This is a genomic window from Mesorhizobium sp. M8A.F.Ca.ET.161.01.1.1, assembly GCF_004792105.1.
GTDB lineage: Bacteria > Pseudomonadota > Alphaproteobacteria > Rhizobiales > Rhizobiaceae > Mesorhizobium.
The window spans coordinates 15,091-37,524 of sequence record NZ_SRTD01000007.1; the positions used below are offsets into that span (position 1 = coordinate 15,091).

Below are 22,434 nucleotides of genomic sequence, written 5' to 3' on the forward strand. Positions count from 1 at the left end.
AATAGGATCGCCCGCCGACTCGGACCAAGTGCATTCCAAGGGTCGATCGGGCGTCGATGGGACGAGGAGAAGTGTGATCAGCGCCTCGGGAATGCGCATGGCCAGGGAACTGATTGAGCCTGATTTCGGTTGTCTGTTGTGCGAATGATCGTTCCACGGCAGGCATCTGATGAGCGAAAATGAGACATGAAAACTGCAGCCAAGCAGCGCGGCCCCCTGCGGAACATCCTGAGCGGCATCGCGGCGGCAATCGCGACGAACGCTGGTCGCGCATCCGAGCAAGGCACGGGTACCGCGTCAATGGTCGCCGAATGGCCGCTCCCGCCGTCGGCGACACTGGGGTCCTCCATGCGCTTGAAGGGGATCGAACGCGAGGTTCGGGCCAGGCTGCCTTGGACGGTGAGGAAATTCGCCAAGGCCGAGACAGGCCGCATCGTGTTGCGCATGGTGCAAGCCGACGCGGATGCGTTTCGGGCCGCCTCGGCAACCATTGCCAGGACACTGGAAGGGATCGAAGCGCTGGCCGTGCTGCCGCGCGAGGCCGAGGACATTCTCACCATTTCCTCACGCGAGCGCCACAAATGGCTCAGGGATGGTCGCCTGAAAAGCATCGGCACGCGCACCGTGAAGATGCGCGGGCGATCCAAGGCCGTGACCTTCCACGTCTTCGATCCACGGCACATCGAGGACGTTCTCGACCGTGACCTGGCGACCGCCTGGCGGGAGGAAGATGCGAAGGAAGCGTCCGAGAACAGACGGCGCGCCGCCGGCAAGGCCGCACTGACGCGAGCCGGCAAGCGGTCGGGCAACGCCCGCAAGACCAGAAATTCGGGCTCTGACGATGCGCCAAAGCTCGAAGGCTGGGACACGTTCGAGGCGGAAGGACTGCTGCACTAGCGCAGGAAAACGTAACGATTTTCCGTCGAGGATCGTATCCGCACTCGTTCCCGGTTATGGATATTTCGCCTTGTCTGGGCCGGCAGGCCCCAGGTCGCCCTGCAATTCCTGCGGCAGCGGCAGGCTCGAACATTGCAGATGCACGTCGCGGGCGAGCCGCTTTCGCTGCTTCTGCTCCTGCTCCTTGGTGGCCGCTATGATTCCCAATCCATAGGGGCCAAGGGCGACGAATTCCCAGCCCGGATGCGTTTTTTCGCGGACCGCGTAGTCCGAAGCCGCCGCCCGGGCTTGCTGGCATTGCGGCGTCGCCCATTTCTGGTCCTGCTGCGAAAGCGAGGCTCCATAGTCGACCGGAGAGGTCGCGCATCCAGCCATCGTCGCGGCTAACGCGGACATTGCAAGCCCCATCGCAATTCTCATCCCGAAGCCTTTCCCAACCTTTGTGGACAGCACACGGAACTCCCACCCCACAAGGACATGGCCCGATGGGCAGGTCGCCGGCCAACACCGCCATTCGCCCTTTACGAAAATCGACCGCTGTGTGTCGATAGCGAAAATGTGTTCGGACACGATGTCTGGTTTGCGCCAGAAACGGTCATCCGTCGTCAGTCGTCCAAAAGCCGCGATTGGATCGAAACGAAAAGTTGTGCTTGGAACCAAAGCCGGGGCAAGACTGTTCTGCTAAGACTTTGATATGCGTCGTACCAGGCCGATGGATAAGCGGCGATCTTTGAGGAGCTCTCGTCATGAAAATTTCATCCGGATTTCGTTCAATCGCCGTTGCCGCCATCGCCACCGTGGGCGTCAGCTTGGCCAGCGCCGCGCATGCCGACAGCGGCACGATCCGTTTCTCCGTCTACAAGGCGGCGTTCTTCGTCGGCGGCTCCGGTGGCGAAGGGACGTTCACCTTCCATGGTAAAAGCTATCCCATCTCGATCGGCGGCGTCTCGGGCGGCCTCGCCTTCGGCGTCTCCAAGACCTATTTCCGCGGCACCGTGCGCCACATCAGGCGCGCGCGGGACGTGACCGGCGTCTACGGCGCGGCCGGCGGCGGCGGCACGCTCGGCAAAGGCGCCCAGGTGATCGTGATGACAAACGACAAGGGCGCCCAGCTCCAACTCACGGGCAAACAGGTGGGCCTGCAGGTCAACGCCGACCTGAGCGGGCTGGCCATCTCGCTGAGATAGGAGCGTCCTTTCCCGTCCGGAATTGCGTCGAGCTGTTCACCGTTTTTGTGAAACAGCGAACCGGCGGTTCAGGGGAGAGCAAGACGATGATCGCCGAAACCGAGGTCGCGAAATTCTTCGCGGCCTATGCGGAATTCTACAATGACGCGCTGTTGCCCGAAGCCGATTTGAAGGATGTCGCCGACATCTATTCGTCCGCCTTCATCTCCGTCACCCCTGGCGCGGTCATGGCCGGCGAAAACGGCAAGCAACTGATCGAAATCATGAAGAAGGGCTTCGAGGGCTACAGGACAATCGGCGCCAGGAAGATGACGTGCAAGGACGTGTCCGTGACGCCGATCGATCGAGACCACTGCGTGGCAAAGGTGCAATGGGCCGGAGAGTACCAGAACAAGAAGGCGGCGCTCATTACCATTGATTTCGAGGTCAGTTATCTCCTGGAAAGGCGTGACGGCAAGCTCAAGGTGTTCGGCTGGATCAGCGGGGACGAGCAGGCCGAATTCAGGAAACACGGACTGCTTTAGGCCCCGTTTCGGAGAACGGCGCCCGCCCCAACCCGCTCAGCTCCGCAGGCCCGGCGCTTCCTGTCCGGTGCGCTCGACATATTCGGTGTAGCCGCCGCCATAGGTGTGGATGCCTTCGGGCGTCAGCTCCAGCACGCGGTTCGACAGGGCGGCCAAGAAGTGCCGGTCGTGCGAGACGAACAGCATCGTACCTTCATACTGCGACAGCGCCTCGATCAGCATCTGCTTGGTGGTGATGTCGAGGTGGTTGGTCGGCTCGTCCAGCACCAGCAGGTTGGGCGGGTCGAACAGCATCAGCGCCATCACCAGCCGCGCCTTCTCGCCGCCCGACAGCACCCGGCATTTCTTCTCGATCTCGTCGCCGGAAAAGCCGAAACAGCCGGCAAGTGCCCGTAGCGGCGCCTGGCCGGCCTGCGGAAAATTGTCTTCCAGCGTCTGGAACACGGTGCGCTCGCCTTCGAGCAACTCCATGGCGTGCTGGGCGAAATAGCCCATTTTCACGCTCGGCCCCCGCGCCACCGTGCCGGTGTCGGGGTCGGAGGCGCCGGCCACCAGCTTCAACAGCGTCGATTTCCCCGCGCCGTTGACCCCCATGATGCACCAGCGTTCGCGGCGGCGGACCTGAAAATCGAGCCCTTCATAGATGGTGCGGCTGCCATAGGCCTTGTGCACGTTCTTCAAGGTCACGACATCCTCGCCGCAGCGCGGCGCCGGCTGGAACTCGAAATTCACCACCTGGCGGCGCTTGGGCGGCTCGACGCGGTCGATCTTGTCGAGCTTCTTCACCCGGCTCTGCACCTGCGCGGCATGGGAAGCGCGCGCCTTGAAGCGCTCGATGAAGGCGATCTCCTTGGCCAGCATGGCTTGCTGGCGCTCGAACTGCGCCTGCTGCTGCTTGTCGGCGATCGCCCGCTGCTGCTGGTAGAATTCATAATTGCCGGAATAGGCGGTGAGCGACCCGGCATCGATCTCGACGATCTTGTTGACGATGCGGTTCATGAACTCGCGGTCGTGCGAGGTCATCAGCAGCGCGCCGTCATAGCCCTTCAAAAACTGCTCAAGCCAGATCAGGCTTTCCAGGTCGAGATGGTTCGACGGCTCGTCGAGCAGCATGACGTCGGGCCGCATCAAAAGGATGCGGGCCAGCGCCACGCGCATCTTCCAGCCGCCCGACAGCTTGCCGACATCGCCGTCCATCATCTCCTGGGAAAAGCCGAGACCGTCGAGCACTTCGCGCGCGCGTCCGTCGAGCGCATAGCCGTCGAGCTCCTCGAAGCGGTGCTGCGCCTCGCCATATTTTTCGATGATCTCGTCCATCCGGTCGGCCTGGTCGGGATCGGCCATCGCGGCCTCGAGCTCCGCCATCTCGGCCGCCACCTCGCTCACCGGTCCGGCGCCGTTCATCACCTCGGCCACCGCGCTGTGGCCCGCCATGTCGCCGACATCCTGGCTGAAATAGCCGATGGTGACGCCGCGATCGACCTGCACCTGGCCCTCGTCGGGCTGCTCCTGGCCGGTGATCATGCGAAACAAAGTCGTCTTGCCGGCGCCGTTGGGCCCGACAAGGCCGATCTTCTCGCCCTTCTGCAGCGAGGCCGACGCCTCGATGAAGACAAGCTGACGGCCATTCTGCTTGCCGATATTTTCAAGTCTGATCATGATAGTTCCGGGAGGCTCAAGCCGAATGGAAGGGATTTGCCCGCGCCCTTACGCGAATGACGGTGCCGGGGGAAGAGGCAGAAGCGCCGCAGCGGGTATGCGCGAACGGGGGCGCGCCGATAGGCCGCCCAAGGTCGGCTTTCCAGCCGCGCAGGCAAAAATCATTCGCTTGTCGAAATCCACCTTCGTCGAACGACTTTGGCGCGGCGGCCCGCACGGCCCGACCAGCAACGCCAACAGGACAGGACCATGGCAATGGCCAAGATGCTCGTGATCTACAAAACCCCGGCCGATCCGGCCGCCTTCGACCGGCACTATTTCGACGTTCATATACCGCTGGCCAAAAAGCTTCCCGGCCTGCGGCGCTACGATGTCAGCAGGCGGCCGATCGTCAAGCTTTCGGCGGGCGAGATGCCGTATCTGGTGGGGACATTGTATTTCGACAGTCTCGACGACATCCGGGCCGCGTTCGCCAGCGAAGTCGGCGTTGCCTGTGCCGCCGACCGGCGGATTTTGGCCCCAGGCGACGACGATCTGACGATGCTGCTGTTCGACGCCGACGAAGTGTGAACCCGGCCTCCAGACACACTTCAGAAACAAGATTCAACATCCGGGAAAAACTGGCGAAAAGATCGTCTGCGATAACCATCCAGTGGCGGCCGGGCTGCGGCCGCCAGACAACGCAACGGGATCTCGCCTGCAATGCAACGACGTTCGGCCGGATGGATGGGTGCCCTGACAGGCATGTCGCTTGCCATGCTTGCCGTCGCGCAGTCGGGCGCGGAGGCGGCGGTCACCCGCAGCGAATATTGCAGCCGGCTCGGTCTTCAGCTCGACGGCGCCATCCGGACCAAGGCCGAACCCGGCGCCAGTGCGAGCCAGATCGCGCAGGCGACGGCACTGCAGGACAGGGCGAACCGGTTCTGTGCCGAGAGCAAGCAGGCGCAAGGGATCCGGACTTACGCCAACGCCCTGAAGCTGCTTGGTGTGACACCGGTCGACCTCAACCAGTGACGGCAGCCATCATCCCAGAAAACCAGTCTTAAAAAAGGGCGGCTTTTCTTGCGCGCAATGCCGCGAGCGGTCCGCCCTTCTCATGCCGACAGCCTATTTCTCGCCCAGATAATGGAAGACGGCCTGTTTCCACCAGTCGCTTTCCAAGGTTTGCAGCAGGGCGACATCGAGCGGCTTGCGCAGCCGGCGGCCGAGCGGCAGTGCGATGGCATATTGCTGCTGGTCGAACGTCGCGTCGAGGACCTGCAGGCTCGCGCCATAGTTCTGTCCGACCAGCCAGCCAAGCAGCGGCTTGTCGTGGACCAGCGCATCGATCTTGCCGGCGCGCAGCGTGTCCAGGCCCTGCTGGACGGTGGCAAAGTCCTGATGCCGGATATGGGTCGAATCCAGATAGGACGCGGTCGAGGAATTCCGCACGGCGCCGACCCTGACCGTGCCGAGGTCGCTTTCGCCCTGCACCATGCCTTCCATCTGCGTCACGGTCAGCACCGATGTGACGCCCGCGGTGAACACCGCGATGGCGATGATCGATCCCATCATCCAGAGCGCGGCGAGCACGCGTCCCGGCACGGTTCGCGGACCGAAATCGCCGGTGCTGGCCTGGGTCGCGGCAATCGTCGACCACCACATGCTGGAAAACAGGCCCTTGGCGACGCCGCCGCCGAAATCGTCATTGTGGCGGCGTTCGAACATCCAGATCAGCACGCCGACCACGACCGAGATGATGATCAGCGCCAGCACCGCCTGCAGGAAGCCGAACGAGGTCAGCGCGCGCAAAATCGGCCGCCACGACGGCTGGCTGTTGAGCGGTGTGGCGATGCCGAGCCCGGTCGTGAAAAAGGGCTGCGTGAAGTCGACAGTCTTTTCGCGGTCGGCCGTGACCGTGATCGCGGCCATCGCCACATCGAACTTGCCGCCGACAACGCCATCGATCTGGTCCTGCACGCCAGGCACTTCGACATAGTGGAAGCGCAGGTTGAGCCGCCCGGCTATTTTCTGCTAGAGGTCGATGCTCAATCCGGACCAGGTGCCGTCCTGCAGCTTGAAGGCGAAGGGCGGCGCGACCTTCATTCCGACCGATATGTCCTTCGATGCCACGTCCGACGGCAAAGGCAGGTCGGCGGGCGTTTGTGTCTGGGCGACGGCGGCGCCCGCCCCGACACTCGCGGCCACGGCCATGATGATCAGCGCCATCAGCCACGAAGCAACACTTCTCAACAGCACAACTCCCGGCGACCCGTTGCGCCGCGCGATCTGATCGCGGGCTCGAAAAGGTAGCCGCCATGCCGCCCTTCGTCCACCCGCCATGTCAGCGGGAGACGATGCGCGAACGGACCCGGCTACCCCGTCCATCCCTACGGCATCGACCCGCATTCCGGCGCCTAGGCCCTGTACTTCCAGCCCCCGGGATAGCGCCGTTGCGCCTATCGCACCAACAAGCCGCCTTGGGACGACAACGGCTGAACCCTCCCACCAGAACCTGTCTGTTTACACCATGGCAGAATAGGGATATTTCATATCCTTAATAGAGTTGGTCGGCATCGACCCGGAACCCGTGGATGATCCTGAAAAGCCAAGTCGAATGGGCACTGCACTGCTGCGCCATTCTCGCCGGTCTGCCCGAGGGACGCTATCTCTCCACAAAGGCGCTTGCCGAATTCCACGGCCTTCCCAAGGAATATCTTTCCAAGGCGTTGCAAAGCCTGTCGCAGGCAGGCCTCGTTCATACCACGCTCGGCCCTTCGGGTGGATACCGGCTGGCACGGACACCGGCCGAACTGACCTTCCTGGACATCGTGGAGGCGGTGGAGGGCAAGGCGCGTACGTTTGTGTGCAGCAACATCCGTGCAAACAACCCGTGCCGCCCTCAGGGCTATTGTGAAAGCGGCCCTTGCGCGGTGTCGCGCATCATGTGGGAAGCTGACGAAGCCTGGCGGGCAAAATTGCGCGGTGTCAGGCTTTCCGACCTCACCGAAGCGCTGGCGCAGGAGATTCCGGCGGAGCTCTGGAAAAACAGCTTCGAATGGGTGCTGGAGCGCGCCGGGTGAGCATTAACGCATGATCCTTGCCTGCGGCTGGCCCGCCCTCGCCGGCAGCATGATAGCGTAGCTTTGGGGCGACATCGCAAGCGACAGGCCGTTCGCCTCGCAATGACGATGGACAAGGTCGATCACCTCGTTCCTCGCAAGCAACCGGTCGCCCGGACCGGCGACGCAAAAAAGCAGGTCCATCCCGATGGCCGCCGCGTCGATCTCCTTGAGCGCGACAAGCGGTGCCGGCTCCTTGACGATCCGTTGGCAGTTCCGCAGAGCCGCATGCATGGCCTCCTCGATGACGTGCGGCGCGTGCGTGGCCGCAAGCCGCACGGCCAGGGTCAATTGCTGCCTCTCGTCGGGACGGCTGAGATTGGTCAGGCTCAGCTTCGCCAACACACTGTTTGGCAGGACGACGATATTGTTCGCACCCGTAAGCAGATGCGTGGAACGCCAAGTTGTCTCGACGACACGTCCTTCCGTGCCGTCGCTCAGCATGATCCAGTCGCCGAGCGTGAAGGGTCGGCCCAGCGTCAGCGCAATACCGGAGAAGACGTCGCCAAGCGTATTCTGCAGCGCAAGCCCGACAATGATCGCAACCACGCCCGACGTTGCCGCCAGCGTTCCGATGGGAGCGCCAAAGACGAAGCCTGTTATCGACAGCGCCACGCCGAGATAGATGGCGGCGACGACAAGGTCCTGGAGCAGGCGCGCCTCTTGCGGTCGGTGCTCCAGAACGATGTAAAGGCGCACAAAGCCGACAAGCGTCCAGGCAAGATGCGTCCACCAGAGGACGCGCGCCGACTTCGCCAGATATGCGCCGGAGCCTTGTAGATCCGCCTCGCCCATCCAATGCGGCAGGATATCGCTGAAGCCGAGCACCGCCGTCATGCCGGCGAAGAACAGGATCTGGACGATCAGGCGCGCCATGGGCCGCCCACGGCCCTGGAAATACCACACGGCAATGCCGACGAGCCCCAGAAGGTTGATCAGGACCAGAGCCAGATGATCGCCGAACATGGGTCCTCCGACAGGATTGAATTTGCTGGCAGGGCCGGCCGCCAGGAATGGCGTCCGGCCGCTTGCGCCTACTTCTTGACCGGATAGGTCAGTTCCTTCTGCGCGGTATCGACCACGAAGACAGCCAGCAGCTTTGCGGGTTTCGTCTTGCTGCCGTTCTCGCTCACGCTGTGGCGATCGCCCGGCATCTCCGAAAAGCTCTCGCCGGCCTTGTAGACCTTGGCCGGGTCGTCATTGACCTGGCTGCGGATCGAGCCTTCCAGAACCGTCGCATAGATGAAGGCCGAACTCGGATGGGTATGCGCCGGCGAGTAACCGCCGGGACCATATTCGACGAGGATGCCCTTGATGCTCTTGCCCGGAACATTCGGCAGTTCATGCTCATAGACAAGGGTGACCTTGGCCGCCTTCTCGCCAGTGCGAGGGGCTTGCGTGGCGCCGGCCGGGCCGGCCAGGGCTGCCGTCACGACGAGGGCGGCGACGATTGACTTGATCATTTGAAAACTCCTTTTTCCATTGAGCGGTATCCCGGGCCTAGGCCGCCGCGTTTGCCGGCGGTGATTTCCGCGCCGAGGCGGCGAACCACTGCTCGAACGTGATGTGGCCAAGGCGCGGATTGTCGTCGGAGACCAGCGAAGTGTCGTTCAGCCTCGCGCCGAAGTAGAGCGCCTCCGGATCGGCCACGACCTCGCGAGGATCGCCGACAGCCTTGAGGTAGCGGGCGACGAGTTCGCTCATCCGCACACGGTCGGGCCCCGAGATCTCGATCATGCCGTTGATCGGCGCGGCGAGCGCGACCCCGGCCATCACATCGGCGACGTCGTCGGACGCGATGGGCTGTACATAGGCCGGCGACAGGTGCACGGCCTCGCCGACCGTGCCCGACTTGGCGATGCCGGCCAGGAACTCCATGAATTGCGTCGAATGAACGATGGTGTAGGGAATGCCGGACGCCTTGATCAGATTTTCCTGGACGAGCTTGGCGCGGAAATAGCCGCAGTCCTGCAGGCGTTCGGTGCCGACAACCGAGAGCGCGATATGGTGCCTGACGCCCGCGGCCTTGCCGGCGGCGAGCAGGTTGCGGCCTGACGTGGTGAAGAAGTCCATCGATGCCTTGTCCTCGAAGGACGGGGAGTTGGCGAGGTCGATCACCACTTCGGCGCCTTCGAGTGCCTCCTGCAGGCCTTCGCCGGTGATGGTGTTGACGCCGGTGTTCGGCGCGGCGGCGATCACCTCGCTGCCCTGCTTGCGCAAGCGGTCAGTGGTCTTGGAACCGATGAGGCCGGTGCCTCCGATGATGACGATTTTCATGATGGTCTCCGTTTGCGGCCGAGATCTCGCGCCGCGTCGATTGATGGTCAGCCGAAAGGAAGGGTTTTAGTTCAGGCCAGCCTTGTCGAGGCCGTAGAGCTTGTCCGCGGAGCCTGGCACGGTTTTGAAGGCGACGCTGACACGGTTCCAGGCGTTGATGGCCATGACCGAGAAGGTCAGGTCGGAGATCTCCTTTTCCGAAAGCTGCCCGCGCACGCGCTCATAGAGTTCGTCCGGAATACCGCCTTCGGCGAGCTTGGTGACGGCTTCGGTCCAGGCAAGGGCAGCCCGCTCACGAGGAACGAAAAGGGGTGATTCCCGCCAGACGGCGAGATGATGGAGGCGCAACTCGCTCTCGCCGTGGATCGTGGCTTCCTTCACATGCATGTCGAGGCAGAAGGCGCAGCCATTGATCTGGGATGCCCTGATGTGGACGAGGTCGCGGGTCTTCTCCTCGATGGCGCTGTGTGCCTCGGCCATGCTGAAATCGAGGAGCTTCTTGAACAGTTCAGGCGATTGCTGGGCGGCGTTGAGGCGCTGTGTCATGGTCTCTCCTTTTTTGAGGATATCTTATGTCCTTAAGGATAATAAATATCCGTAATATCTGGACAGTAAAGCGCCATCCGCCTAGGATGCGGACATAAGGCTTATGTCGAAAAGTATGAGGGCGAGGATGGACGTCGTATCGGCGTTGAGAACGTTCCTGCGGGTGGCGCAGACAAAATCCTTCTCGGCGGCTGCGCTCGACCTCGATCTGACGCAGCCGGCAGTGTCGCGGCAGGTCTCGGCGCTGGAAGCGCATCTCAAGACGCGCCTTCTGCACCGCACGACGAGCGCGCTCGCCTTGACGGCGGAGGGTGAACAGATGTTGCCTATGGCGCTGCGCGTCCTCGAAGCGGTCGAGGCGCTCGGCCAGGCCAGCGGCGCCGAAACGGCAACAGTCTCCGGAAAAGTGCGGCTGAGCCTGCCCACGCCGCTCGGCCTGTTCATCGGCGACCGCCTCGCGGGGCTGCTGGAGAGCCATCCGGCGCTGGGTGTCGAGCTGATCTTTCGGGACGAGCCTTCGGACCTCATCGCCAACGCGATCGATCTCGAGGTGCGCCTCGGGCCGGCCGGCGACAGCAGCCTGGTGTGCCGCCGGATCGGCTGGACGACAGCCTTTCTGGTGGCCTCGCCAAGCTATCTCAAGGGACGTGACTCACCGCGAACGCCGCAAGACATCAAGGATCACGCCTGCATTTGCTACAGCCGTGCCGGCGACGGCCGTTCGTGGTCGTTCTCAGGCGGAGCGGACGACGTTGTCCTGCGCATCGAGCCGCGTCTTGTCGCCAACAATTCGATGGCCGTTCATCGCGCGACACTGGGAGGAGCCGGGCTTGCGGTGCTCTCCCACATTCTGGTCGGGGCGGACATCGAAGCAGGCAGGCTGGTCAAGCTGATGCCGGATTTTTCGCCGACGCGCCTGCCGATCAACGTCGTCTACCCATCCCGCCGGAATATACCGTTGCGTGTGACGACAGTCCTCGACTTTCTTGTCCAGGCCGTCCGCGGCGATATCTTCATGGCGTCGTCGGCACCCTTGCCGCCCGAGCCATCGACCCGCATTCCCGCGCCCGAGGACCCCTATTTCTTGCCTTGCGGATAGATCGTCTCGCCGCGCTTCAGCATCGCCACGAAGGTCTCGATCTTCTTCTTGCGGCCAGCCTCGGTCTTCATGTTGTGGGTGCGGAAGGCAAGCGAGAAGCGGTTCTGCGCGCTGAGTTTTTCCAGCATCGCCTTCGCCGCCGGCTCGGCGTCGATCGCCGCTTGCAGATCGTCGGGGATTTTCATCTCCTTGCCGCTGCCATAGGCGCGCGCCCAGCGCCCGTCGGCCTTGGCCGCCTCGACCTCCCTCAGCCCATGCGCGGTCATGCGGCCCTCCTCGACCAGCCGCGCCACATTGTCGACGTTGATCTTGCTCCAGATGCTCTTTTTGCCGCGCGATGTGTAGCGCTGCAGGAAACTGTTCTCGTCCAATCCCTTGCGCACCGCGTCGATCCAGCCGAAGCACAGCACGACGTCGATCGCTTCCTTCGGCGTGATCGATTTCAGTCCCGACCCCACCTTGTGCACCTTGATCCACACTTCGGTTTCCGTGGCATGGTGCTGGCCGAGCCAGGCGTAAAAACTGTCCGCGTCGGGGAATTCCCTGACCTTGTCGGGATCGACCTTGACCGGCGCCATCAGCGGGTCTGCCCGTTTAGAATTGTTGTCGCCTGCATCAACATCATGTTGCCTCCGTCATCGTGCGATTCCCGGCATTATCGCATGGGCCACTGTCAGCTTTCGTCAGCAATGGAGCACGCAGCCAGGAAGCAGCGGAACGTGCCATCCAATGCCGCGTTGCGGCAAGAGTGCACCGTCCGATGGAGGTTTCCTGATGGCAATCGAAACCATTTTCGCCCATGTCAGCTGCTCCGACCTCGAAGCCAGCATCGGCTGGTACGAAAAACTCTTCGGCAAGCCGCCGCTGCGCCGGCCGATGCCGGGGCTGGCCGAATGGCAGTTCACCGACAGTGCCGAAGTACAGTTGTTCGAGGACAAGCAGAAAGCCGGCACCTCGACGCTGACGCTCGGCGTGCTGCCTCTGGCGCCGGAGCGACAGAGACTGGTGGATAATGGGCTTGAGCCCGGCCCAATCGAGGAGGCCGACCATTTCTGGATCATGCGCATGCGCGATCCCGACGGGAATCTCGTGGTGTTCGCGAGTGCCGAGCGGGAATAGAGCCGGGAACAGCTTGTCCCAGGGACGGCGTTCAAGCTCTCCCTCTCCAACCATCGGCATCTCCGATAGCACCATCGGTTTGTTCCGTTTCCGCTTTCCGCATCGACATGCCAATCCCCTGCCCTTGTCCCAATCCAGCAAAGGCAGAGCGAAATGCAGCTTTCGAACCAGAAAATCCTCATCGCCGGCGGCGGCTCCGGCATGGGCCTGGCCCTGGCCAGCCGTTGCGTCGAGGCTGGCGCTGAAGTCATCATCGCCGGGCGCCGCGAGGACAGGTTGCGGCAGGCCCGCGAGGCGCTGGGCAATCCCGCAGGCCTCCACATTGCCGCTGTCGACATCACGCGAGAAGACCAGGTCGCGGCGTTGTTTGCCGGGATCGGCGGTCTCGACCACATCGTCAGCACCGCCGCCGACATCGAAGGCGCCTACAGGCTACTGCCGGAGCTTGACCTGAACGCTGCGCAACGCGTGGTCGACAGCAAGCTGTTCGGCCCGCTGCTGCTGGCCAAGCATGGCACGCCACGGCTCAGCGCGAGCGGCTCGATGAGCTTCGTCTCCGGCATCGCCGCGTACCGGCCGGCGCCGCGCGGTTCGGTCGTCGCCGCGGTCAATGCAGCGCTCGAAGGGCTGGTGCGGGCGCTGGCCGTCGAACTCGCGCCGATCCGCGTCAACGCCGTCTCGCCCGGCTGGGTCGACACCGGGATCTGGACGCAAGTGGCGGGCGACAGGAAGGCGGAGACGCTTGCGGCGATGGCCGAGCGGCTGCCGGTCGGCAGGATCGGCCATCCCGACGATATCGCCGACGCGATTTTCTTCCTGATGGGCAATGGCTTTACGACCGGTACGACGCTGCATGTCGAAGGCGGACATCGCCTTGCCTAGACGGTAGCGCCGCCCCTTCAGCAATTGTTTGGAAACAAGACCTTGGGGCGGCTCTCTGATTCAAGACCTCAACCAGCCAGCAAGCGTTCGGGCACCAGCGTTTCGCGCGCGGCGGCGAGCAGTTGCCGGAGTGCCGGCGTCTGCACGCGCCGGCGCCGCCAGATCATCGTCAGCGGCGCTGTCCGCATCTCACCCGGCCATGTCAGTTCGGTGAGATCACCGCGCGCCAGCGCGTCGCTGACCGCGAGACGGGGAACGAGGCCCAGCCCCGAGCCGGCCGCCACCAGCCGGGCAATGGCGCCGATGCTGCCGACTTCGGCGGCGAGTTCCGGCGCGCCGATGCCCGCTTCGGCAAAGGCGATGTCGAACATGTGCCGATAGATGCATCCAGGCTCCGTTGCCACGAAACGCTTGGCCGCCAGGGCAGCCAGGTCGCGCGGAACCGCGCTCTGGCCCGGCGCGGCGACAAGCGCCAGCGGTTCGGCCGCTATCGTGCGCCTGGCGAAGCGTTGATCGGCGCCGCCGTTCGAAAGGTCGCGGCGATCGAAACAGAAGGCGACATCGATGTCGCCCTCCTCCAGCTGGCGCAGCAGCGTGCCGCTGTCGGCCACCTTCATCCGCACGGTGATATCGGGATGACTGGCCTGGAATCCCGGCAGCCAGGGCGCCAGCCGGGCGGAGGCGATCGTCTCGAGCGCGCCGACGGTCAGCACGCCCCTTGTCTGCCCAGATGCCGCCTGAACTGCTGCCCGTGCCTCACCGTCGAGCCGCAGCAATTCTTCGGCGATGGGCTTCAGCGCCAGCCCCGCCGGCGTCAGTTCCAGGCCTGATTTCGGGCGCGTGAACAAGGCAGTGCCAAGTTCGGCCTCCAGCGACTGGATCTGGTCGCTGACACTCGATTGGGCGAGATGAACCGCCTCGGCGGCGCGCGTGATGTTGCGGCTGCGCGCCACCGCGAGGAAGGTCCTGAGCAGTCTTGGATGCATCGTCTGGCCGAAATCGCCCGATCTACTGCAGCTGCGGCTTCTTCAGGAAACTACCGCGGTCGGCGGACTTGACGCGCAGCCAGGTTTCGCGGCCGTCGCGCACCACCCGCATCGGGATTTCGGCGCCCGCCGACCCGCTGTCCCACAGCTTGCGATAGAAATCGGCGAGCCCGTCGACGGCGCCGTCGCGCACCTCGGAGATGACGTCGCCTTCGCGCAGGCCGGCCTTGGCCGCCGGGCCACCATCGGTCACGCTCATCACCACCACCTTGCCGTCGCTTTCAGCCGACAGCGCGCCGAGCCACGGGCGCGGCGGCTTGGCCACCTGGCCCCGCGTCAGCAGATCGTCGAGGATCGGCGGCAAGAGGTCGATCGGCACCACCATGTTGATATCGGCAACCTCGCCGGCGCGGCTCATCTGCAGGCGCAGCGAGCCGATGCCGAGCAGCGCGCCATCGGCGCCGAACAAGGGCGCGCCGCCCCAGGACGGATGAGCCGGCGCGATGAAGATCGCCTCGTCGAGCAGATACTCCCAATAGCCGGCGAATTCCTGCTTGGTGACGATCTTGGCCTCGACCGCCCGGCCGATGCCGTCGGCAAGCACCACTGCGTCGCCGATCCTGGCCTTGCCGGCATCGCCCAGCGCCACCGCCGGCAGACCGGTCGGCGCCAGCGCCTGGACGAGGCCGAAGCCCGATTCCTGGTCGTAGGCCAGCGCGTGCGCGGGGATGACGCGGCCGTCATGCGCGGTCAGCCAGACCTCGTCGGCCTCGGTGATGAGATAGCCGATGGTCAGCACCAGCCCGTCATCCCTGATGACGACGCCGCTGCCTTCCCTGAGCGTGCCCAGCGCCCCGGCGGTGAAGGCATCGTCGGGAACGGTCGCCCGCACGGCAACGACGGAGCGCGGATTGGGATTGATGGTCATAGATTTTGTCCTGCGATGCGAATGCCTGACGGCTTCTTCTATAGGTATGCCGCTGAGAGGAAGGCGCAAGGGGTGGCGCTTTCCTTCTCCCCTTGTGGGAGAAGGTGGATCGGCGCGCAGCGCCGAGACGGATGAGGGGTGTTCCAGCGGAGTGAGACGTTGGCTTTCCCTGGAGCACCCCTCATCCGACCTCGCTTCGCGAGGCCACCTTCTCCCACAAGGGGAGAAGGAAGATTCGACGTCCGTGCTGACATTGACAATAGTTCAACACAAGTTGAACTTCCTTCTCCGCAGCCCTAGCTATGGGTGACCTGCCCATCCTTCCCACGATACGAGAGCCGACATGACCGAATACACCCCGCCGAAAGTTTGGACCTGGAACAAAGCCAATGGTGGCACCTTTGCCAGCATCAACCGCCCGATCGCCGGTCCGACGCATGACAAGGATTTGCCCGTCGGCAAGCATCCGCTGCAGCTTTATTCGCTGGCGACGCCGAACGGCGTCAAGGTGACGGTGATGCTGGAAGAGCTCCTGGCGCTTGGCCACAAGGGCGCCGAATACGACGCATGGCTGATCCGCATCAACGATGGCGACCAGTTCGGCAGCGGCTTTGTCGAGGTCAATCCCAATTCCAAGATTCCCGCGCTGATGGACCACAGCGGCAAGACGCCGGTGCGCGTTTTCGAATCCGGCTCGATCCTGGTCTATCTCGCCGAAAAGTTCGGTCCGTTCCTGCCGGCCGAACAGCCGGCCCGCGCCGAAGTCCTGTCCTGGTTGTTCTGGCAGATGGGCTCGGCCCCCTATCTCGGTGGCGGGTTCGGCCATTTCTATGCCTATGCGCCGGAAAAGTTCGAATATGCCATCGACCGTTTCTCGATGGAGGTGAAGCGTCAGATGGACGTTCTCGATCGCCGGCTGGCCGAGACCGAATATCTCGGCGGCAAGAATTACACCATCGCCGACATGGCGGTCTGGCCCTGGTATGGTGGGCTGGCGCTCGGCAGGATGTATAATGATTCCGGGGAGTTCCTGTCGGTGCAGGACTACAAGAACGTGCAGCGCTGGGCGAAAGCGATCGATGAACGCCCCGCGGTAAAGCGCGGCCGCATGGTCAACCGCGCCTTCGGCGAACCGGCCATGCAGTTGCACGAGCGCCATGATGCCAGCGACTTCGACACCAGGACGCAGGACAAGCTGGCCGCCGAGTAGATTTCAGGGTAGCTGTGCCCGACGCAAAAAAGCCCATCACCGAGTTAAATCGGTGATGGGCTTTTTGCCTGATGCGTGAGACGGATCAGTGAAGAACTTCAACGATCTGACGGGTGTCGGGGTCCACCAGCACGGTCTGATCGTTGATCACCGCGACGCGGTACTTCACGTTGGGAACTTCACGCAGTTCGACCTTGTCCGGCACGGACGAGCCGAGCTTGAGTTCGACGCCCAGAAGGTTCACCGACGCCAGCGGCTCCTTCTTGACGTATTCGCGAACGACCGTTTCCTGTTCCGGCTGGACCACGATGGTGTCCGCCAAAGCCGCGCCGACGCCGCCCAGCAGGACGATGGCAGCCGCGGCACTCGTAAGATAATGTTTCATGACAACCTCCATGATTCGTAATTGCTCCGCCTCAAGCAAAAACTCTCACGCAACTCGGAGGTTCCATCCCTATATGTGAAATGAATGTGGCATTCCACCAACAATATGCCACAATTTGTTGGATATTTAAGCGAAACTATCAACGCGGATATGCTTCGCATTCCCAAAAAATTCTTCGAGTTTCTGGAATGGCAGGAAATAACGCTTTGCAAGGCAAGCACCCCTGCCACGTCTTGATCGGGTTATTCGCCCCGCGTCCCCACCTTGGTAACAGCTAACGTCTGGCGAGGGGTGTCGTTCCCATGCTTACCTCGCCTTCCAAAAAAGGCCCACCCTGCCGGGAGCAGAGCGGGCCTTCAACGGACCGGTGGAGGTGGCGCCTCGCCGGCCACGGCAGGAAAACGCACGCATCGCAGCTTCGTTCCACCTTGGCCGCCGCGATTTGGCAGGGGTGGACAACGCTCGACAAACCGGTCAGCAAAGCCTCCAGATATCCTCCTGGCCAAGGAATGCGCTGCGGGGAGCGTCGTCCTGGGCGGAGCCAGGCCTCTTCGTTAGAACCGAACGCCGTCCCGATGTAGCGGCGGCACCTGGCTGACTCCATCCTGGCTTGTCACGGCGTCCTGTGCGCGCCTGTAGACAAGCCCCAGGACGAGCACGAAGTAGCCGACCTGCAGGACAACCAGAACCATCACTGTCCAGGCAAGCGCCTCCCAGAAGGAGCCGGTAGCCATATAGGTCCAGACCGCGACAAGCGTCGTGGTCGCCGACATGCCGACGAGAAATGGCCCAAAATACATCGCCCTTCAAGATCGCCGAACCGTCCCAGACCCGGCGACTCCCTGCCCAAACTCCGCACCCGCGCACAGGCTTTCATTATTTTAGCAACTACGCAAGTACGGGGTGTCCGGCTGGTCATCCACCTAGAAATTTGTTGCGCGCCGGTGCTGGCAGGAGCAGTTTGATGCTCACGGACCGGGGTAATCGGGAAAAAGAAGTCCGGTGGGGGATGGGGGAATGACACTCAAATTGATCGGGGCCGGTTTCGGCCGCACCGGCACATGGTCGACCTTTGCCGCGCTGAACAAGCTTGGCCTGCCCTGCTACCACATGCAGGAAGTGATCATGAACAAGGCCAACACCGGCCATCTCGATTTCTGGCGCAAGGTGGCCAACAGCCCGCCCGGTTCGCAGCAGGATTGGGACAAGGTGTTCGCCAACTACACCGCCACGGTCGACAATCCCGGCTGCTGCGTGTGGCGCGAACTGATGGTGGCCTACCCCGACGCAAAGGTGCTGCTGACATTGCACCCACGCGGCGCCGAGGCATGGTACGAAAGCACGATCGACACGATCTACTTCACCGAGAACCTGTGGCAGTTCAAGATCCTGGAATGGCTCACCCCGTTCGGCCGCAAGTTCGGCGACATGTCGCGCAAGCTGATCTGGGGCCGCACGCTGGCCGGCGTCATGGGCGACCGCGACAAGGCGGTGGCCCGCTACAACGCCTATGTCGACGAGGTTAAGGCGGCCGTGCCGCCGGAAAAGCTGCTGGTGTTCAAGGTCAGCGAAGGCTGGGGCCCGCTCTGCCATTTCCTCGACGTGGCGCAGCCGAACGAGCCCTTCCCCAACCTGAACGACCGCGAAACGATCAAGAAGATAATTCGCGACATCATCAAGGGCTCCTACATCATGCTGGGACTGACGGTAGCCGCCATCACGGCGGTGATCGCGGCATTGTGGTGGTGGCTGGGGTAACGGCAAGCCCAGGCGCGCCTGCCTGCATCGAGCAGGTCGAGTTTTTCGCTGCCGAAACAAACGACCTCAACGACCGCCGGCTTTCGGTCCGGCACTGATTGCCAACGGCTCTCGCGGCAATTTTGCGCTTGCCTTTCCTGGCGGGCGGTCGCCGGTCGATGGCTGTCGGAACAGGCTTTTGCCCTTCTCGAGCTGACGTCGAGACAGGATCATTATATATCAATTGGATAAAACAGCGGAACGTCCAATGGACATTGCCGGAACCGAACAAGGCCCCCCGGACCTTTGCGCGTACCACCCAAGACCTTGGTCCTACAAGGAAGACCGCACGGTTCGATTCACGGCGCGGTAACACGCCGTGGCCGTCACTTCAGAGGCGTCAGCACCTTGCTCCGGCGATAAACCGTCCGCCCTCGGCTTGCCGGGCCAATGCTGCAAAGGCGAAGAGGTTGTTCTCTCGTCGACGCCCGTCGGGTCGTTGGCCGACCATGCCCGGTCAGGATGCCGGACCTTGCAACCTTTGCCTATTCCGCTTTCGCGGAAGTTTCAGCCGTCATGCAATGTGCGATGATGTTATTGCGGCGGTACGAGCCGCCCTGGCTGGCGCGGGCGCCGAGCACACCCCAACAATGCGCCCCCCCGTCCGTGTCGGCCAGGCGCTCGGCGCGTTCAGCATTCCGATTGCGTGGGCGCGACATCTCCACTCACTCCGGCGCACCCGCAAACAGCACGACGCCGTCGCCCCCGGTGGCCGGCCAATCCCTGATTGTGCGGTCGTAGCCGCCGGTCAGCACCGTGCCGTCGGCGGCGAAGGCCACCGCGTAGATCGGCCCGGTCTGGCTGTCGAACATGGCGATCTGGTTGCCGCTCTCGATGTCCCACAGCCTTGCGGTGCCGTCGAGCGAGGCCGACAGCAGGCGCTTGCCGTCCGCCGACAACGCCAGTGCGTAGACCGTACCCTCGTGGCCCTCGAAGCGCTTCACCTCGCGGCCGCTGTCGAGATCCCAGACCTTGATCGTCAGGTCGCCGCTGCCGGTGATCAGGTGATGCCCGTCGGCTGTGAACACGGCGCCATAAGTGCCTTGCTCATGGCCGTGCCAGCTGCGCAGCTGCTTGCCGCTTTCGATGTCCCAGAGTTTCAGCGTCCCGTCGATGCTGCCCGACAGGGCCTGCCTGCCATCGGGCGAGACTACGACCGCGCTGATCGACCACTCATGGCCGGTCAGCACATGCTGCGCGGAGCCGTTGACGAGGTCCCAGATGATGACGTTGCCGGTGTCGTGCCCGCTGACGGCGTGCTTGCCGTCCGGGCTGATCGCCAGCTTGTTGACGCCGCCGTTCTGGCCGGATTGGAAGACGTGCAGGACCGCGCCGTCGGCGAGTTTTCGCTGCACGATCTCGCCGTCGTCCCCGGCCGTCAGGGCGCTGATGCCGTCGGGCATGTAGAGCGCGGTGCGCGCCATGTCCTTGTGCACGCCGAGATTGCGGATCAGGTGCTTGCCGCCGATATCCCAGAGCTTGATCGTGCGGTCGGTGCTGGCGCTCATGATCGAACGCCCGTCCGGCGCTACGGCCAGCCAGACGACGGCATCACGATGGCCTTCGGGCAGTGTGGGCAGCGGCGGTGGCGCCGGCGGCGGCGGCGCCACCGTGGCCGGCGGAATGAGCGCGACCTCAGGCGGCGCCGGCACGACCGGCGCCGGCGAAACAGGCGGCACGACCACGGGCGGAGCTGGTTGCACCGATACGGTTGGTGGGTTTGCCGCGGCCGGGGGGGCTGGCGGCGGGGCCGGCGCTGGCGGCGCGGGCTTTGGCGCGGGAACCACGGGCGGCGCGCTGGCGACGTCCTGGCCACCCTCATGCGGCCGCCACGAGCCGAACTTGTCGCCGAGCAGCGCCAGCACGACAACCACCGGCAGCACCAGGAAGGCCCGGCGCAGGCCCGGACGGCCCGCCGGCTCCACCTCGGCATCCCTGCCGAACAGCGGCACTCCGGCCGCATGCACAGGCCGGCCGGGCAACTGGCCCGCCAGGAACAGCAGCGCACCGATGAAACAGGCAAGTGCCGCCACCGAATAGGCCGCCAGCCGCGGCGCGGCCGCATCCAACCCGGCAAAGCCGTGCCCGGCAAGGGCATCGATCAGCGGATAGACCCCGGCCAGACAGGCAACCGCGACCACGGCCAGGACGAGCCCCAGCACCCTGTCAGCCAACCTGTTCATCGCGCTTCCCCTCGCCGGCCCTTGGACCAGACTATCAGCGTCATGGGCACATCGCAAAATGCCGCCCGTGCTCGCGGAAGACGGACGCAGACACTGCGGCATGAAGAATATCCGCGGCGGCCCTGCTCGAGAAAATCAGCTTGAGGTCGATCGCGCCGCCGCAGCCACGGTCTCCGGTTCGATCAAACGACGCCGATAAAGGCTAGTGTCCAATTTACCACGGTCGCCGCCGATATGGACTAAGCTATCCCCGGCGAAATATTGACAGCAGGCGGAGTTATGACACACTCCGCCCGGGATATAGTGGAGAGCTTGCATCATGAAGAAGATTTATGAACGGCCCATTCTGACCCGGAAGGGCAATCTGAAATCGATCACAGCCTCGGTCAACGGCCCGATCGTGATCTCGATCACCAAGTAATCAGCCGGCCAGCACGAGGTCGTCAACGACCATTTGCCAGGAGTGTTTTGCCGAAAGGCGGACACGGGTGACTTCCCCGAGCATCGGCGCGTAGTGGAGTGGTGTCAGCGCCGACAGCGCCACTTCATCGCTGGCGACCAACTGCTCTCCCAGCCAGCTTTCGATCAGTGCCGTTTCCCCCTCCGCCTTCAGCCACGCAACGCTGAGCAGCACCGAGTGGAAGGCGAATGGCGTCTCACGGCTGAACTCGGCCGGATAGCCGCTGCTGGTATAGGCCACATGGTCGCCAGAGACATTGCCGTTGACATAGCCCTCGCTGTCCTTGGTGTGATCCTTCGCCATGGCGTTCAGGTTGCGCCACTCCAGCCCCGCATGGCCGCCCGGGATCTTGCGGAAGCCGCGCTGGGTGACGTCATCGAAGCCGATTGTGCGCAGCGCCGCCCCGTCGGCCAGGGCTCGGGGCGAAAGCAGGCCGAGATCGGCCGGATAAGGTGACAGCGCCAGCCGGCGGTCGAGCCCGCCGCCGCTGATCACCACGGTGTCGGCTTCTTCGGCAAGCTCGAAGCGGAAGGCCGAGGCCGGGGCCAGCGTCCGGCACTCCAGCACCTGCCCGTTCGCCATCACCGACAGCGTCGCGCTGCCGCCTGCCGCCATCCTGCCGGCCAGGCTGCGCACCGGCGCGAGCCCGACCGGTCGCGGCAGGTCGCGCGACACCAGCCCGGTGGGCGAGCCGGGCGCCAAATGGAACTCCATCGACTGCGTCTCGTTGGCGCTGGGCGAGCGCCAGCCCGGCGGCAGCGAAACCGAGAACCGGTAGGCGCCGGGCATGCGGAGTGCAGCCTTCACCGCCGACGTCGACATGGTGAAATTGGCATAACCGGCATTGTTGGTCCTCGATGACGCGACGAAGCCGCCTTGTCCGTCGAACAGCCGCACCATGATGCCGGCCATCGGCCGGTCGGCCACGCCGTAGCGGCCGTCGCGGTCGACATCGAAATAGACGAAGGACGAGTAGTTGACCGTCCCGGTGCTGCGGCTCCAGTCGGTGCGAATGGCGTAGTCGTTGGCAGGATCGGCCCGGCGCAGCGCGCGGCGGCGGACACGCGCTTTGCGCAACAGCCGGATGACGGCGACGGCGGCGGCAATGATCGCGAGCGCTGCGACAAGGATTCCGATGAGGCTGAGGTCACTCATGGCGGACGGGCTTCGATGATGGCCGCTCGCCGTCTTCAC

Annotated in this window: 27 protein-coding genes; 12 read left to right on the plus strand and 15 right to left on the minus strand. The window is 63.7% G+C overall.

All coding sequences use genetic code 11. The annotated features are described in order from the left end of the window. Positions 1-186 precede the first annotated feature (186 nt). The gene (locus EN804_RS18215; protein WP_135920585.1) at positions 187-897 is read left to right on the plus strand and encodes a hypothetical protein; all 711 of its coding nucleotides are present in this window, start codon (positions 187-189) and stop codon (positions 895-897) included. A 54-nt stretch (positions 898-951) separates the two neighbouring features. On the opposite strand, the gene EN804_RS18220 is transcribed toward EN804_RS18215, so the two are convergent. Further along, positions 952-1,317 carry a hypothetical protein gene (locus EN804_RS18220; protein WP_127277664.1) on the minus strand — a complete coding sequence of 122 codons (366 nt, stop codon included), beginning with the start codon at positions 1,315-1,317 and terminating at the stop codon, positions 952-954. Between the two features lie 326 nt (positions 1,318-1,643). Here EN804_RS18220 and EN804_RS18225 point away from each other — a divergent pair, with 326 nt between their 5' ends. After that, entirely contained in the window at positions 1,644-2,084 is a 441-nt protein-coding gene (locus tag EN804_RS18225) for a hypothetical protein (RefSeq protein WP_127277665.1), read from the plus strand. Positions 2,085-2,170: 86 nt separating this feature from the next. Beyond that, positions 2,171-2,608 carry a nuclear transport factor 2 family protein gene (locus EN804_RS18230; protein WP_135865979.1) on the plus strand — a complete coding sequence of 146 codons (438 nt, stop codon included), beginning with the start codon at positions 2,171-2,173 and terminating at the stop codon, positions 2,606-2,608. A gap of 36 nt (positions 2,609-2,644) precedes the next feature. On the opposite strand, the gene EN804_RS18235 is transcribed toward EN804_RS18230, so the two are convergent. Next, positions 2,645-4,267, minus strand: coding sequence for an ABC-F family ATP-binding cassette domain-containing protein (locus EN804_RS18235; protein ID WP_127870257.1), 1,623 nt, complete (start codon positions 4,265-4,267; stop codon positions 2,645-2,647). 255 nt (positions 4,268-4,522) lie between these two features. On the opposite strand from EN804_RS18235, the gene EN804_RS18240 reads away from it, so the two are divergent. Both EN804_RS18240 and EN804_RS18245 read left to right on the plus strand, forming a co-directional pair. Next, the gene (locus EN804_RS18240) at positions 4,523-4,837 is read left to right on the plus strand and encodes an EthD family reductase (protein ID WP_015316871.1); all 315 of its coding nucleotides are present in this window, start codon (positions 4,523-4,525) and stop codon (positions 4,835-4,837) included. Positions 4,838-4,969: 132 nt separating this feature from the next. Then, positions 4,970-5,281, plus strand: a complete 312-nt coding sequence (locus EN804_RS18245) for a hypothetical protein (protein ID WP_167531328.1) — start codon at positions 4,970-4,972, stop codon at positions 5,279-5,281. Positions 5,282-5,374: 93 nt separating this feature from the next. Here the strand turns inward: EN804_RS18245 and EN804_RS18250 are convergent, their stop codons facing one another. Beyond that, positions 5,375-6,274, minus strand: coding sequence for a transporter substrate-binding domain-containing protein (locus tag EN804_RS18250; RefSeq protein ID WP_281404930.1), 900 nt, complete (start codon positions 6,272-6,274; stop codon positions 5,375-5,377). 6 nt (positions 6,275-6,280) lie between these two features. Further along, positions 6,281-6,499 (minus strand): hypothetical protein, encoded by a 219-nt coding sequence (locus EN804_RS38040; RefSeq protein WP_246693447.1) that lies wholly within the window; start codon positions 6,497-6,499, stop codon positions 6,281-6,283. Positions 6,500-6,840: 341 nt separating this feature from the next. On the opposite strand from EN804_RS38040, the gene EN804_RS18255 reads away from it, so the two are divergent. Then, a complete protein-coding gene (locus tag EN804_RS18255) occupies positions 6,841-7,329 on the plus strand; it encodes an Rrf2 family transcriptional regulator (protein WP_127870255.1) in 489 nt (162 codons plus the stop codon). Positions 7,330-7,332: 3 nt separating this feature from the next. On the opposite strand, the gene EN804_RS18260 is transcribed toward EN804_RS18255, so the two are convergent. The 4 genes from EN804_RS18260 to EN804_RS18275 all read right to left on the minus strand — a co-directional run bounded on the left by EN804_RS18260 (position 7,333) and on the right by EN804_RS18275 (position 10,191). Then, positions 7,333-8,334 (minus strand): mechanosensitive ion channel family protein, encoded by a 1,002-nt coding sequence (locus EN804_RS18260; RefSeq protein WP_135884035.1) that lies wholly within the window; start codon positions 8,332-8,334, stop codon positions 7,333-7,335. Positions 8,335-8,402: 68 nt separating this feature from the next. After that, positions 8,403-8,831, minus strand: a complete 429-nt coding sequence (locus EN804_RS18265) for a cupin domain-containing protein (protein ID WP_127277671.1) — start codon at positions 8,829-8,831, stop codon at positions 8,403-8,405. Positions 8,832-8,868: 37 nt separating this feature from the next. Beyond that, positions 8,869-9,645, minus strand: coding sequence for an SDR family oxidoreductase (locus EN804_RS18270; protein WP_135920587.1), 777 nt, complete (start codon positions 9,643-9,645; stop codon positions 8,869-8,871). Positions 9,646-9,711: 66 nt separating this feature from the next. Further along, positions 9,712-10,191, minus strand: coding sequence for a carboxymuconolactone decarboxylase family protein (locus EN804_RS18275; protein ID WP_127277672.1), 480 nt, complete (start codon positions 10,189-10,191; stop codon positions 9,712-9,714). Positions 10,192-10,318: 127 nt separating this feature from the next. Here EN804_RS18275 and EN804_RS18280 point away from each other — a divergent pair, with 127 nt between their 5' ends. After that, positions 10,319-11,290, plus strand: a complete 972-nt coding sequence (locus tag EN804_RS18280) for a LysR family transcriptional regulator (RefSeq protein WP_135920589.1) — start codon at positions 10,319-10,321, stop codon at positions 11,288-11,290. Here EN804_RS18280 and EN804_RS18285 read toward each other — a convergent pair. Then, positions 11,269-11,868, minus strand: a complete 600-nt coding sequence (locus EN804_RS18285; RefSeq protein WP_135920591.1) for a YdeI family protein — start codon at positions 11,866-11,868, stop codon at positions 11,269-11,271. The genes EN804_RS18280 and EN804_RS18285 overlap by 22 nt on opposite strands. Positions 11,869-12,064: 196 nt before the next feature. Here EN804_RS18285 and EN804_RS18290 point away from each other — a divergent pair, with 196 nt between their 5' ends. Beyond that, positions 12,065-12,409, plus strand: coding sequence for a VOC family protein (locus EN804_RS18290; protein WP_127277675.1), 345 nt, complete (start codon positions 12,065-12,067; stop codon positions 12,407-12,409). A 153-nt stretch (positions 12,410-12,562) separates the two neighbouring features. After that, entirely contained in the window at positions 12,563-13,291 is a 729-nt protein-coding gene (locus tag EN804_RS18295) for an SDR family oxidoreductase (protein ID WP_135920593.1), read from the plus strand. Positions 13,292-13,359: 68 nt separating this feature from the next. Here EN804_RS18295 and EN804_RS18300 read toward each other — a convergent pair whose 3' ends face one another. Further along, positions 13,360-14,277: a LysR family transcriptional regulator gene (locus EN804_RS18300; RefSeq protein WP_135920596.1), complete on the minus strand. Its 918-nt coding sequence runs from the start codon at positions 14,275-14,277 to the stop codon at positions 13,360-13,362. Between the two features lie 22 nt (positions 14,278-14,299). Next, positions 14,300-15,205, minus strand: a complete 906-nt coding sequence (locus EN804_RS18305) for a S1C family serine protease (RefSeq protein ID WP_135920597.1) — start codon at positions 15,203-15,205, stop codon at positions 14,300-14,302. A gap of 343 nt (positions 15,206-15,548) precedes the next feature. Here EN804_RS18305 and yghU point away from each other — a divergent pair, with 343 nt between their 5' ends. Beyond that, on the plus strand, positions 15,549-16,415 hold the full coding sequence (gene yghU / locus EN804_RS18310) for a glutathione-dependent disulfide-bond oxidoreductase (protein WP_135920598.1): 867 nt from the start codon (positions 15,549-15,551) through the stop codon (positions 16,413-16,415). Between the two features lie 85 nt (positions 16,416-16,500). Here the strand turns inward: yghU and EN804_RS18315 are convergent, their stop codons facing one another. Continuing rightward, positions 16,501-16,800: a DUF1236 domain-containing protein gene (locus EN804_RS18315; protein ID WP_127870245.1), complete on the minus strand. Its 300-nt coding sequence runs from the start codon at positions 16,798-16,800 to the stop codon at positions 16,501-16,503. A gap of 554 nt (positions 16,801-17,354) precedes the next feature. Then, on the minus strand, positions 17,355-17,600 hold the full coding sequence (locus EN804_RS18320; RefSeq protein ID WP_127279487.1) for an exopolysaccharide production repressor protein: 246 nt from the start codon (positions 17,598-17,600) through the stop codon (positions 17,355-17,357). A 217-nt stretch (positions 17,601-17,817) separates the two neighbouring features. On the opposite strand from EN804_RS18320, the gene EN804_RS18325 reads away from it, so the two are divergent. After that, positions 17,818-18,558, plus strand: a complete 741-nt coding sequence (locus tag EN804_RS18325) for a sulfotransferase family protein (RefSeq protein WP_127279486.1) — start codon at positions 17,818-17,820, stop codon at positions 18,556-18,558. 704 nt (positions 18,559-19,262) lie between these two features. On the opposite strand, the gene EN804_RS18330 is transcribed toward EN804_RS18325, so the two are convergent. After that, positions 19,263-20,780 carry a WD40 repeat domain-containing protein gene (locus tag EN804_RS18330; RefSeq protein WP_135920600.1) on the minus strand — a complete coding sequence of 506 codons (1,518 nt, stop codon included), beginning with the start codon at positions 20,778-20,780 and terminating at the stop codon, positions 19,263-19,265. 319 nt (positions 20,781-21,099) lie between these two features. Between EN804_RS18330 and EN804_RS37255 the strand changes: the two genes are divergently transcribed. Beyond that, the gene (locus tag EN804_RS37255) at positions 21,100-21,201 is read left to right on the plus strand and encodes a putative RiPP precursor (RefSeq protein WP_189343715.1); all 102 of its coding nucleotides are present in this window, start codon (positions 21,100-21,102) and stop codon (positions 21,199-21,201) included. On the opposite strand, the gene EN804_RS18335 is transcribed toward EN804_RS37255, so the two are convergent. Beyond that, positions 21,202-22,395: a hypothetical protein gene (locus tag EN804_RS18335; protein WP_135920602.1), complete on the minus strand. Its 1,194-nt coding sequence runs from the start codon at positions 22,393-22,395 to the stop codon at positions 21,202-21,204. Positions 22,396-22,434: the final 39 nt, after the last annotated feature.